The sequence below is a fragment of the Microbulbifer sp. ALW1 genome (genome assembly GCF_009903625.1).
Taxonomy (GTDB): Bacteria; Pseudomonadota; Gammaproteobacteria; order Pseudomonadales; family Cellvibrionaceae; genus Microbulbifer.
This window is the reverse complement of the sequence record NZ_CP047569.1, coordinates 742,947-755,750: the sequence shown is the minus strand read 5'-3', so window position 1 is coordinate 755,750 and position 12,804 is coordinate 742,947. Positions and strand designations below refer to the sequence as shown.

General features: G+C 60.0%; 11 protein-coding genes. 8 read left to right on the top strand and 3 right to left on the bottom strand.

Going from position 1 to position 12,804, the window contains the following annotated elements; translation table 11 throughout:
* Positions 1-80: 80 nt before the first annotated feature.
* Positions 81-1,088 carry an NAD(P)-dependent alcohol dehydrogenase gene (locus GRX76_RS03035; RefSeq protein WP_160151958.1) on the bottom strand — a complete coding sequence of 336 codons (1,008 nt, stop codon included), beginning with the start codon at positions 1,086-1,088 and terminating at the stop codon, positions 81-83.
* A 171-nt stretch (positions 1,089-1,259) separates the two neighbouring features.
* Here GRX76_RS03035 and GRX76_RS03030 point away from each other — a divergent pair, with 171 nt between their 5' ends.
* The 5 genes from GRX76_RS03030 to GRX76_RS03010 all read left to right on the top strand — a co-directional run bounded on the left by GRX76_RS03030 (position 1,260) and on the right by GRX76_RS03010 (position 7,005).
* Positions 1,260-2,504 (top strand): sterol desaturase family protein, encoded by a 1,245-nt coding sequence (locus tag GRX76_RS03030; protein WP_160151957.1) that lies wholly within the window; start codon positions 1,260-1,262, stop codon positions 2,502-2,504.
* 335 nt (positions 2,505-2,839) lie between these two features.
* Positions 2,840-3,460 (top strand): guanylate kinase, encoded by a 621-nt coding sequence (gmk, locus tag GRX76_RS03025; RefSeq protein ID WP_160151956.1) that lies wholly within the window; start codon positions 2,840-2,842, stop codon positions 3,458-3,460.
* A 333-nt stretch (positions 3,461-3,793) separates the two neighbouring features.
* The gene (rpoZ, locus tag GRX76_RS03020) at positions 3,794-4,057 is read left to right on the top strand and encodes a DNA-directed RNA polymerase subunit omega (RefSeq protein WP_160151955.1); all 264 of its coding nucleotides are present in this window, start codon (positions 3,794-3,796) and stop codon (positions 4,055-4,057) included.
* Positions 4,058-4,114: 57 nt separating this feature from the next.
* Entirely contained in the window at positions 4,115-6,232 is a 2,118-nt protein-coding gene (locus GRX76_RS03015; protein WP_160151954.1) for a bifunctional (p)ppGpp synthetase/guanosine-3',5'-bis(diphosphate) 3'-pyrophosphohydrolase, read from the top strand.
* 389 nt (positions 6,233-6,621) lie between these two features.
* A complete protein-coding gene (locus GRX76_RS03010) occupies positions 6,622-7,005 on the top strand; it encodes a RidA family protein (protein WP_160151953.1) in 384 nt (127 codons plus the stop codon).
* Positions 7,006-7,075: 70 nt separating this feature from the next.
* On the opposite strand, the gene GRX76_RS03005 is transcribed toward GRX76_RS03010, so the two are convergent.
* Together GRX76_RS03005 and GRX76_RS03000 are read right to left on the bottom strand one after the other, a co-directional pair.
* Positions 7,076-7,954, bottom strand: coding sequence for an NAD-dependent epimerase/dehydratase family protein (locus GRX76_RS03005; protein WP_160151952.1), 879 nt, complete (start codon positions 7,952-7,954; stop codon positions 7,076-7,078).
* Between the two features lie 222 nt (positions 7,955-8,176).
* Positions 8,177-8,434: a GlsB/YeaQ/YmgE family stress response membrane protein gene (locus GRX76_RS03000; protein WP_160151951.1), complete on the bottom strand. Its 258-nt coding sequence runs from the start codon at positions 8,432-8,434 to the stop codon at positions 8,177-8,179.
* 234 nt (positions 8,435-8,668) lie between these two features.
* Between GRX76_RS03000 and GRX76_RS02995 the strand changes: the two genes are divergently transcribed.
* The 3 genes from GRX76_RS02995 to GRX76_RS02985 all read left to right on the top strand — a co-directional run bounded on the left by GRX76_RS02995 (position 8,669) and on the right by GRX76_RS02985 (position 12,705).
* The gene (locus GRX76_RS02995; RefSeq protein WP_160151950.1) at positions 8,669-9,592 is read left to right on the top strand and encodes a hydrogen peroxide-inducible genes activator; all 924 of its coding nucleotides are present in this window, start codon (positions 8,669-8,671) and stop codon (positions 9,590-9,592) included.
* Positions 9,589-11,706, top strand: coding sequence for an ATP-dependent DNA helicase RecG (gene recG, locus GRX76_RS02990; protein WP_160151949.1), 2,118 nt, complete (start codon positions 9,589-9,591; stop codon positions 11,704-11,706). Before GRX76_RS02995 ends, recG begins: the two co-directional genes overlap by 4 nt.
* A 306-nt stretch (positions 11,707-12,012) precedes the next feature.
* A complete protein-coding gene (locus GRX76_RS02985; protein WP_160151948.1) occupies positions 12,013-12,705 on the top strand; it encodes a hypothetical protein in 693 nt (230 codons plus the stop codon).
* Positions 12,706-12,804 lie beyond the last annotated feature (99 nt).

Genomic DNA, 12,804 nt, shown 5'->3' with positions numbered 1-12,804 from the left:
CTTCGCTTTACCCCACCTTGTTTGGCCGGCAATCGCCGGCCTTTTTTATTGGGCTTTTTTTATTGGGGTTTCAGTCGCGGCTATTCGCCAGCCGTCAGTACGATTCGATACCGCGCCTCACCGCTTTCCAGGCGTGCGAACGCCTCATTCACCTTGCTCATCGGAAACTGCTCCACTTTCGGGGCAATCTTGTGCCGCGCGGCAAACTCGAGCATATCGGCGATGGTGGCCGGGCTGCCAACAGGGGAGCCGGAAACCTGGCGCTGGGCCATCAGCAGGTTAAACACGTTAAGGTCCAGCGGTTCAGTGGTGGCGCCGACGAAGTGCAGGCGGCCGCGGGGCTTGAGGGTGGCGAGGTAGGTGTTCCAGTCCAGTTTTACATTCACCGTGGAGATAATCAGGTCGAACTGGCCGGCGGCGGCTTTCAAGGCCTCGGGGTCGCGGCTGTTGAGAGTGTGGTGGGCGCCGAGCTCCAGAGCCTCCTGGCGCTTGCTATCGCTGGAGGTAAAGGCGGTGACATCACAACCCCAGGCGTTCAGAAACTGCAACGCCAGATGGCCGAGACCGCCGATGCCGATTACCGCGGCGCGGCTGTTGGGTTTGATGTCGAACTGCACCAGCGGGTTGTACACGGTAATGCCGGCACAGAAGAGGGGACCGACAACCTTGGGGTCCAGCCCATCGGGAATCGGCACCACGCTGTCGGCACTGGCGCGCACCTTGTCGGCAAATCCGCCGTGATGACCGATGATGGTAGGCTGGGCACTGGCGCAGAGGTTCTGGTGGCCGTTGTCGCACTCGCCGCAGTGACCGCAGTAGCCAGCGTGCCACCCCAGTCCGACGCGCTGCCCCGCCTGCAGGTGCGTGACACCGGCACCGAGCGCCTCGATTCGGCCAACCACTTCATGGCCCGGTACCACCGGGTAGGCACTCATGCCCCATTCGTTGTTCACCACGCTCAGGTCGCTGTGGCAGAGGCCACAGTATTCCACCAGGATTTCCACCTGCCCGGGCTTCAGGCTGCCGGGATCATAACTGAAAGGCGTTAGTTCGGCGCCGGCGGATTCGGCGGCATAGGCGTTAATCATGGTCGCTCCTAGCGGGTTTAGTTGGCATCAAGGGATAAACACACACGGATTTCGAAATCCGGTCTCCAAGGACATTGTTCACGTCACGGGCTGTGGCAACATTACCCGCAAGGTCAAAAGCCTGACGATGAAACGATAAAGATAACGATATAGACAATTTCCGAGGTGCCTGTGGGACTCGTCACCGCTGCCATTCCATTTTTTCTGCTCGCCGTACTGCTCGAACTGGCGCTGGATCGCTGGCGCGGCTGGGGTCTGTACCGGCTGAATGACGCCATCGGCAGTCTCGGTGCCGGTATTCTGAGCCGCATTCTCGGCCTGGTGCGGATGGGTATTCTGGTACTCATCTATATACCGCTGTACCAGTGGCTGGAGCCGACTTACCAGAGTCTCGGTATCCAGTGGTCGCTAGACAATCCCTGGCACCTGCTGCTGGCGGTTGTCGCCTACGACTTCTGCTATTACTGGAAGCACCGCATCTGCCACGAGATCAATATCTTCTGGGCCGAGCACCTTGTGCACCACCAGAGCGAGGACTACAACCTCACCACCGCCCTGCGCCAGTCCAGCGACCTGGTTCCGCTGGGGTGGATTTTCTATCTGCCGCTGCTGTTGATCGGGCTTCCCTGGGAGCTGCTGGTGACCGCCGGCGCCATCGACCTGATCTACCAGTTCTGGGTCCACACCCAGAAATTCCCCAAGGTACGCTGGATGGAATGGATTCTGGTCACCCCATCCAATCACCGGGTGCACCATGCCCAGAACAAGGTCTATGTGGACCGCAATTACGGCGGTGTGCTGATTGTGTGGGACCGTCTTTTCGGTAGCTATCAGGAGGAACTGGACGAGGAACCCTGCATCTACGGTGTGCGCAAACCCCTGAACACCTTCGATCCACTCGCCGCCAACCTGCAGCACTTCAAACGCATGTGGCTGGACGCGGTGTACACCAAGAGCTGGAAAGAGAAGCTCACCCTCTGGTTTCGCGCCACCGGCTACCGCCCGGCGGATGCCGAGGCGGCCATGCCGGTACCCAGTGGCGACCTGGACAACTTCCAGCGCTTTGACCCGCAGATCAGTGCCGGCCAGCGCGGTTATGTCCTGGCCCAGCACCTGATTTACTCCGGCGCTACCCTCGCCCTGCTGTGGTACGGCAGGGATCTCGGCTACGGCATTCTCGCCACCATGGTTCTGATGCTGGTCATCGGGCTGGTGATCAACGGCCGCATTCTCGACGGTGAAGCGCGCAGCCGGTACTGGGAAATAAGCCGGCTGGTGGCGCTGATGGCAATTGCGCCGCTATGGCCCCAGATCCTGTGGGTGCCACTTGCCGGCTACTGTCTCGTCAGCGCCGCCTTGTGGTACTGGTTGGTTTTTACCGACAAAGACGATACAGTCACTCCCGTTCGCAATTAGGGCCTGTTGTCAGGTCCGCAAAAAGGAATCCGCAGTAGCCAGAGCGCCCATAATGCTCAGGTTGAGTTTCCGCAGGCACTCCCGGCCGGGTTCGGTTACCTGTCTACCCGTTGATAGGCGACTGAAAAAGCCCAACACTTTGCCCCCAGCACCGGCCGGGGGACTGCCTGTTCACCACCCCCGCGACCATTAATTCCAGCCCGGCCCTAAACTTATCCACACAGTTTCGCCCCCGGCCACCGCCTTTCGATATAATCCCCGCCCACTCCTCCCTATGCGCCAGTCCCTGTGCGCCAGGGTAGCCACCCACAATAGTTATCTAACCAAGGTTCGCCGTGTCTACAGGTACTCTCTATACGGTCTCCGCGCCTTCCGGCGCCGGGAAAACCAGCCTCGTCAAAGCACTGATCGAGAACGACAGCCAGGTCACCGTATCCGTGTCCCACACCACGCGCCCCATGCGCCCCGGCGAGATCGACGGCATCAACTATCATTTCGTGGATCGCGATAGTTTTGTTTCCATGCTCGGCGACTGTGCCTTTCTCGAACACGCGCAGGTATTCGAGAACTTTTACGGCACCTCCAAGGCATGGGTGGAAGAAACGCTGGCCAGCGGCCGCGACGTAATCCTGGAAATCGACTGGCAGGGCGCCGCCCAGGTGCGCAAGCAGATGCCGGAAACCGTGGGTATCTTCATCCTGCCGCCGTCCCAGCAGGCGCTGCTGGAGCGGCTCACCGGCCGCGGCCAGGACGACCAGAGCGTGATTGACAAGCGCATGGCGCAGGCGATCAGTGAAATGTCCCACTATGTGGAAACGGACTACCTGATCATCAATGACGACTTCACCACCGCCCTGGCCGAACTCCAGGCCATCATGGTGGCCGAACGCCAGCGGCTGTCGCGCCAGCAGGAACAGCACAGCGGACTGCTGCAGTCGTTGTTGCGGAAGCAGTAACCGAACAAGAGTTCTTAACAGACTCCGTGGCGGTGCCGCTACCGGGTAAAGCTTTGTGAGACACGCCGTAAACCCATCCATGGGGGCTCGGCTGCGGCCGTCCTGGCCGCAGACGGTCTCACAAAGCTTTACCCGGTATCGCCACCTTCGCATATCGCGCACTGGACATCGCCAGACAACAAATCACGCTTGCAGCGACTGTTCGATTTGCGTACACCGCGCGGTCCGGTAGAATAGCTACCCCCAGTCCGCCCCTGCATTGACCTGCCGGGCAGACGCCAGAATTCGCTAATTTCGCCCACACGGGCGAGCCCACACTGGAACAGAAGATTTATGGCCCGTATTACCGTTGAAGATTGCCTCGACCACGTAGACAACCGCTTTGAGCTGGTTATCGTAGGCAGCAAGCGCGCCCGCCAGATCGCCACCGGCGGCCGCGACCCCTTCGTGCCAGAAGAAAACGACAAGCCTACCGTGATCGCCCTGCGTGAAATCGAAGAAGGCTTTGTTGACGCCAGCATCCTCGACGAGCCGGAAGACGAGCCAGTACGCCACGCCGCGCCCGCGCCGGTATTCCTGTCCGAGCAAGATCTGTAAGCCAGATCTGAGAATTTGATACAGGAACTGCTGGAACACTAAGAGGCGATCGCGGCTTTGCACACCATCGACAGTCTGGCCCATCGCCTCTCGTCCTACCTTCCCACCGACCAGATTCAGTTCGTCCGCCGCGCCTATTTTTACGCGGAGCAGGCCCACGAGGGCCAGACCCGGCGCTCCGGCGAACCCTATATCACCCACCCCCTCGCCGTCGCCACTATCTTGGCGGGCATGCACATGGACGCCCAGAGCCTGGCCGCGGCCATGCTGCACGATGTCATCGAAGACACCGGTATCCCCAAGGCGGCACTGGCGGAGCAGTTTGGTGAAGAGATTGCGGATCTGGTGGACGGGGTCTCCAAGCTGACCCAGTTCGAGACCGACAGCCCGGCGGAGAAGCAGGCGGAGAACTTCCAGAAAATGGCCCTGGCCATGGCGCGGGATATCCGCGTGATCCTGGTGAAGCTCGCCGACCGCCTGCATAACATGCGCACCCTCGGCTCACTCAAACCGGAAAAGCGCGCGCGCATTGCCCGCGAGACCCTCGAGATTTACGCGCCCATCGCCAACCGCCTGGGCATGAACGACGTGCGGATCGAGTTCGAAGACCGCGCCTTCTTCGCCATCTATCCCCTGCGCGCCAGTCGCCTGCGCGCCGCTTTGGTCGCCGCCCGCGGAAACCGCAAGGAGCTTCTGGAGAAGATCCAGAACGCCATCGAGCTGCGCCTGGAGCGGGAAAAAATCGACGCGCTGGTAATCGGCCGCGAGAAGCATCTCTACAGCATTTACCAGAAGATGCGTTCGAAGAAGAAGTCGTTCAAGGAAATCATGGACGTCTACGCCTTCCGCATCATCGTCGACAGTGTGGACACCTGCTACCGGACCTTCGGGGTTATCCACAACCTGTACAAGCCGGTGATCAGTGAGTTCAAAGACTATATCGCCATCCCCAAATCCAACGGCTACCAGTCCCTGCACACGGTTTTGCTCGGCATGCACGGGGTGCCTATCGAGGTGCAGATCCGCACCAAGGAAATGGATGAGATGGCCAACAGCGGTATCGCCGCCCACTGGCTGTACAAATCCTCCGGCGACGAAGTACTGAATACCGGCGGCACCAGCCAGGTACGCGCGCGCCGCTGGGTACAGGGCCTGCTGGAGATGCAGCAGCGCGCCGGCGACTCGCTGGAATTTATCGAGAACGTAAAGATCGATCTCTTCCCGGACGAGGTGTACGTGTTTACACCCAAGGGCAAGATCATCGACCTGCCCGCCGGTGCCACCGCGGTGGACTTCGCCTACTCGGTGCACACCGACGTGGGCAACTCCTGCGTTGCAGTGCGCATCAACCAGCGCCTGGCGCCGCTGTCGCAACCACTGGAAAGCGGCCAGAAAGTGGAAATCCTCACCAGCAAAAACGTGCAGCCAAATCCCAACTGGCTCAACTTTGTGGTGACCGCAAAAGCCCGCAGCGCCATTCGCCACTACCTCAAGCACCAGCGCCACCACGACTCCATTGCGCTGGGGCAGCGTCTACTCGAAAAAGCCCTGGCGAAGTTCAAGCTGAAAACATCCGACCTCAGCGACGAACAGAAACTGCACGGCGCCAAGGAAGCCCGATGCGAAACTTTCGACAAGCTGCTGGAAGAAATCGGCCTCGGCAACCGCGCCGCCTTCTCTGCGGCCAAACTGCTGGTACCGCCGGGCACCGTCGAATCCGAAGCAAGCAACATCTCCTCACCGCTGACCATTGATGCCCAGGAGGGCATGATGATCAGCTTCGCCCGCTGCTGCCGCCCGATTCCCGGCGACACCATCATGGGCCACATCAGCTCCGGCAAGGGCGTAGTGGTGCACCGCGACAGCTGCCGCAATGCGGAAGAGCTGCGCGAACACCCGGAAAACATCATGGCGGTCAACTGGTCGCCGGATGTAAAAGGTGAGTTCCTCGGCGATGTGCGGGTCGAAGTGGAGTCCGAACGCGGCATCATTGCGCGACTCGCCACCCGCATTACCGAAGAGGGCGCCAGTATCGAGCAGATCCACGTGGATGAGAAAGATGCCCAGCATAGTGTCATCGCAATGACCCTGGAAGTGGCCAACCGCGTGCACCTGGCCCGAGTGATGAAACGCCTGCGCAACCTGCCTGCAGTGATCAAAATTGCCCGCCCGTAGGTGCCAGTAAGCACCCAACTGCGGCAACCAACTTCTCAATTGTTCAATGCGAAGGTACTGATACCGGTGTTTGCTCGCGGGACCGTCTGCGGCCAGGACGGCCGCAGCCGAGCCCCCAGGGATGGGTGTACGGCGTGTCTCGCGAGCAAACATCGGTAGCAGTGCCGCCACCAACTTACGAACGAAGCATTCAATGGATTGACGCGGATGCGAATTGCGAAAATCCGATGAAACCCGAAAGGGTTTTGTCGTGTTTTTCACGGAATGTGGACAGCTTCGCATATCGCTGCCTGCAGCTGACGACACCTCCCCAAACCCCGGAAACCGCGCTATATTCTCCCGCTTTCTTTTTCAGCAAGCAGGCCTGTTGAGGCCCGGAGAAGTAACCCATGCCCAATCGCGCCGTGATAAAAACTGATAAGGCACCGGCTGCTATCGGCAGCTACTCGCAGGCCGTCAAGGTCGACAACACCATCTACCTATCCGGCCAGATCCCACTGGTGCCGGAAACCATGGAACTGGTGTCCGACGACTTCCGCGAACAGGCGGTACAGGTTTTCCAGAACCTCAAAGCCGTATGTGAAGCCGCCAACGGCTCCCTCGACAGCATCGTCAAGCTGAACCTTTACCTCACCGACCTCAGCAATTTCGCCACCGTCAATGAAGTCATGGAAGAAGTGTTCTCGAAACCCTTCCCGGCCCGTGCCGCGGTAGGCGTGAGCCAGCTGCCCAAGGGCGCACAGTTTGAAGCCGAAGGTGTGATGGTGATCTAAAGGCGCCCGCGTCCAAAGACAATGAGGGAAGACACTGCGCCGCCTATGAACGGCGGCGCGACAGGTATGTTCAGTCGTTTTCCAGCAGGGTGTTATAGCCCGCACGGTAATCGGGATACAGCATCTCGTAGCCGCTCTCCAGCATCCGCTTGTTGCTCATCTTTTTAGAGCGCCGCTCACTGGTGGCCACTTCCTCGCGCAAGTGCGCACTGGTGTAACCCATAGATTTTGCCAGCCAGCTCTGCAACTCATACATGGGCACCGGCGTACAGTCCGCACCGATATACAGCTTCTCGAACTGCTTACCCTGCTTCTGGCCCTCGATCAGGTGCGCCAGAAAACCCACCGCATCGTCCACATGAATCCGGTTGCTGAACTGCGGTGGCGACGGCGGCGCACAGCGACCGGCACGCACCTGTGACAGCAGGCGATCTCGGCCCGGGCCATAGATACCCGCAAACCGCACCACACAACTCTCCGTAGCTACCGACTGGGCAATTTTCTCTGCGGCCAGCAACGCCTCACCCTGAAAACTGCCGGGGAGGGGCTGCGAACGCTCATCCAACCACTGGTCGCCGCTCTGGCCATAAACACGGGTAGAGGAAATCCACAGAAAGAGGCGAGGGGGCTTATCCAGTTTCGCCAATGCATCCCGCAGAACGTTTGCGGTATCTACATAAGCGCGCTGATAGGCCTGAGGGGTACTGGTGCCCGGGGTAAAAGTGGCGATGACAATGTCGGCACCGTTGCCCAGATGCCGCTGGATGTCTTCCGGTTTGGTGGCATCACCGCGACGCCAGTTGACCACGTCGGCGCGGCGCTTGCGCGCCAGTGCCTGCAGCGGATTGCGGCGCACGCCAAAAACGTCATACGCCTTGCGATCCAGCTTCAATGCCAGACGAGTCCCCAGATCACCACAACCGAAGATCCAGACTTTTTCCTTTGCCATAACCGCTTGAATAATCCCCCGGCACCGAAATTCGGTCCCCAAAACAAGGCTACCGGTGAAAACCGGTGCAACCGTAAAAATAATTATGAATTACTGCGAACTCTCGGTCAGAAAACCATTTATATCCTGTTTACTAACCCTGTTCTGTGACCGGGGCCCGCAGCAAGTTGCGAGCCCCGTAGCTATATTAGCTATAAAGTGCCATTGACTGAATAGTCCAGGTCAACTTCGGGATTTCACCATGCGGTAAATGATGAGCAGCACTATGGCGCCGATCACCGCGGTGATGATATCCCCCAGTGCAAAGCCGGTAACCGGTCCACCGATACCAACCAGGGAACCCAGCCAACCGCCAATAAAGGCGCCCACAATACCGATGACCATGGTCACAATCCAACCACCCGGATCCGGGCCCGGCATGATCCATTTAGCTAATGCGCCCGCAATCAGGCCGAGAATAATCCAAGACAAGATACCCATCGCGAATCTCCGCTTTGTGTGTTTTGAACACTTGCCTTTATACGTATAGCAAAAGATGCGCCACCACACCGGCTCAGCGCGCAAGTTAATAGCAAAATTTACTAACCATAAACAAGTCTAATAGCATTTTTTTCTATATTGAGACATTTATACACCGCAACCGCAGTTTTACTGGCCGCCCGGGGGTATTTATGAATAAACTCTATCGCCAAGTTTTATCTGATTGTGTTTGCCATGACACTCAACGAATTGCGTTACATCGTCACCCTGGCCCAGGAGCAGCATTTCGGCCGCGCCGCTGAACGCTGTTTTGTGAGTCAGCCGACCCTGTCCATTGCGGTAAAAAAACTGGAAAAAGAGCTGGGCGTGGCCCTGTTCGAGCGCTCCAAAACCCGCGTCCAGGCCACCCCGCTGGGCGAACGCATCGTTGCCCAGGCGCAACTGGTGCTGGAGCAATCAGCCGCTATCCGGGATATTGCCAGTGCCGGTAAAGACCAGCTGAGCAGCCCGCTGTCCGTGGGCGCCATTTTCACCATCGGGCCCTACCTGTTCCCCCATTTCATTCCCCAGCTGCAGCAGCTGGCGCCGCAGATGCCGCTGTTTGTGGAGGAGGGCTATACCTCCACCCTGCGCGCACGCCTGCGCAAGGGTGAGCTGGACGCCGTGATCCTGGCGCTGCCCTTTACCGAGCCGGACGTGGTTACCCAGCCCCTGTACGACGAGCCCTTCGTGGTGCTGATGCCTTCCGACCACCCGCTGGCCAAATTCGACGCCCTGGCCCCGGAACAACTGTGCGAAGACAACGTGTTACTACTGGGTGAGGGCCACTGCTTCCGCGATCAGGTACTGGAGGCCTGCCCGCAACTGCAGCAGACCATCGAGAAAGACAGCGGCATCGGCCATATCCGCACTGCCGCCGACGGCAGCTCCCTCGAAACCCTGCGCCATATGGTCGCCTCGCGCCTCGGTATTACGGTGTTGCCGCTGTCCGCGGCCGCCGCCTCCCAGTATGCCACCGGCGTCCTGGTCACCCGTCCCTTTGTGGCACCGGCGCCCCAGCGCACCGTGGCACTGGCCTGGCGGGCCAGCTTCCCACGCCACCGCGCCATCGACATGCTGCGCGACGCCATTAACCAGTGCCAACTCAAGAGCCCGTGAAACCCAAGCAGAGCGCGGGCCAAAAAACACTGGCAGAAATTCCGGTCACGGCTCTCAAGGGGGTAGGGGCAAAGCTGGCGGAGACCCTGGCCAAGCTGCACATCAGTTCCCTGCAGGATCTGCTATTCCACCTGCCAGCCCGCTACCAGGATCGCACCCGTGTGGTTCCCCTGGCGGGCCTGCGCCCGGGAATGGACGCAGTAATCGAGGGTGAAGTGCGCGCCGCTGATGTGGTTTTCGGGCGTCGCCGCAGCCTTGCGGTGCGCCTGCAGGATGCCACCGGCAGCATCACCCTGCGTTTTTTCCATTTCACTGCGGCACAGAAAGACCGCCTCACTCCCGGCACCCGGGTGCGCTGCTACGGCGAAGCCCGCCGCGGCAGTGCCGGTGTAGAACTTTATCACCCGGAAACCGAAGTTCTGGGGGAAGATATTTCTCCCACCGCGGAAACCCTCACCCCCATTTATCCCCTGACCGAGGGCCTGGGGCAGGGACGCCTGCGCGCACTGATCGGCCAGGGACTGGACTGGCTGGCGGAGGGCAATGTCACCGAGTTGCTGCCGGCCCCGCTGTTGCCGCGGGCAATGCAGATGCCCCTGGCCGGCGCACTGATGTACCTACACCAGCCACCCGCCAATGCGGACCTGTCACAGCTGGCAGAAGGGCAGCACCCGGCACAGCAGCGGTTGGCACTGGAAGAGCTGCTGGCCCACCACCTGAGCCTGCTGGAGCTGCGCCGCAGTGCGGCCAAGGTGGCTGCCCCGGCATTAGAGAGAAATGCTGCATTGGAGCGGGACTTCCTCGCACGCCTGCCGTTTTCACCAACCAACGCGCAACAGCGGGTTGGCAAGGAGATTGCCGACGATCTCGCCGGTACGGTGCCCATGATGCGGCTGCTGCAGGGGGACGTTGGCGCCGGAAAAACCCTGGTCGCCGCCCGCGCCGCACTGCAGGTCATTGGCGCGGGTCACCAGTGCGCAGTCATGGCACCCACGGAAATTCTTGCCGAGCAGCACCGGATCAATTTCAGCAGTTGGCTGGAGCCCCTGGGCATTACCGTGGCCTGGCTCACCGGCAGTATGAAGGCCGCCGAAAGGCGCGCACAGCTGGCCGCCATCGAGTGTGGCGATGCACAGCTGGTGGTGGGCACTCACGCCCTGTTTCAAGAGGGGGTGGACTTCCACCGACTGGCGCTGGTGATCATCGACGAGCAGCACCGCTTTGGTGTCGCGCAAAGACTTCAGCTGCGCGAAAAGGGATCGGTCGAGGGCACTCCTGGAAACCAACAGCGCACCCAGCCCCACCAGCTGATCATGACCGCTACCCCGATTCCGCGCACCCTGGCCATGTCTGCCTTCGCCGATCTGGACTGCTCGGTAATCGACGAATTACCTCCCGGACGCCAGCCCATCAACACCGTGGCCATCTCCAGTGAGCGCCGCTACGACGTCATGGAGCGGGTACAGAACGCCGTGGGTGAAGGCCGCCAGGCTTACTGGGTCTGCACCCTGATCGAGGAGTCGGAAACCCTGCAGGCCCAAGCCGCCGAATCCACCGCCGAGGAATTGGCAGATACCCTGAACGGCGTGCGCGTCGCCCTGGTACACGGGCGCATGAAGCCGGATGCCAAGGATCAGGTAATGAAGGCCTTCAAGGCCGGCGACGTGGACTTGCTGGTGGCCACCACAGTGATTGAGGTGGGCGTGGATGTGCCCAATGCCAGCCTGATGATCATCGAAAATCCGGAGCGCCTGGGTCTGGCGCAACTGCACCAGCTGAGAGGGCGTGTCGGCAGGGGTAGCATCGCCAGCCACTGCGTACTCATGTACAGCACGCCGCTGTCTGCCAACGGTCGCGCACGGCTGCAGGCACTGCGCAGCCACGCGGACGGCTTCGCCATCGCCGAGGAAGACTTGCGCCTGCGTGGCCCGGGGGAAATCCTCGGCACTCGCCAGACCGGCGAAATACAGCACCGGATCGCCGACCTGCAGCGGGATGCCCACCTGCTACCACAGGTGCAGAAGATCGCCGCCGCACCGGAACTCTCTCCCGAATCACGCAGTGCCCTGGTGCGCCGCTGGTTACACAACAAACCCCGTTTCGCCGAAGCCTGAGCCGCACCTCCTAATCCGCACAATTCCGGTTTTTTGTCGCTTTTGCGAACTACGGCGCCATTTCTTTGCCCACCCGCCCATTGCCAAGACTAATTAGTCACTGGCAGTCACCAATATTTTTGCGATCTTCCGCCCGGGGTGGCAGCCTCCCTATAACAGCGCATTACAACCTCGTTTAGTACAAAGGAGCTAATGCAGACGGGCGCCCCCCGGGGAACAGCTCGCCCCGCAGCCACCCCCTTCCATCGAACGTGACAGCAAAACGTGACGATAAAACACGACAATAAAAAATCAGGAAGCTCCCCAGTGAACAGCCAAACCAAACGCTCAGCAGTACTCTTCAGCCTAATGTGCGCTGCCGTTCTGTTTGCCGCACCCGCCTATACCCAGAATCTTTTTGGTGGCGGCAACAAAAAACCTCTGCCCCATATCACTCTGGCCCATGCCGAAATTGCCGCCGATATTCCGACCCCGCTACAGGGGAACGACTTTGATGCCCTACTGGCCCAGGCCACCGCGGGCAGCAGCGTTTCCGCCGCCAAGGAAACCGCCATTCGCGAGTTCACCGAACAGCTGCGGCGCAAACTGAATACCCGCCTGCGAGAATTTTTTGCCGATGAGGAAGTGCCCCTGATTACCGACAACCATTCACTTACCCTGCACAATTTTGTGGATATCTCGGTAGTGAAACAGTTGAGCGGCCTCAAGAACCGGGGGGACTACGAAGTAGAGCGGGGCAACCTGTCAGCCACTGGCGACTACCATTTCCGCCTGCAGGATCCCAGCGGCAGGGTACTGAAAGAAAAACGTGTGGATATTGCCGAGCTGCGCCTCAAGGGCAAATACGAGATCAAAACCTCACTGAGCGGTGGCGACAACGAAGACAATACCGGCGAAGAGCTGGAGCAGATGCTAAATCAGCTGGTTGAGCGCATTCTCGACCGCATCGAGGGCGACCTTGAAGCAGACAGCCTGCTGGAAATTACCGGCCAGGGCTGACCCCTTTCCCCCGCGGCGGCGGATCACTCCGCCGCACACTTCCTTTCAGCGCCTTCCAAACATCCCTCCAGCCCCGCCCAAACGTCGCCTGCCTACACC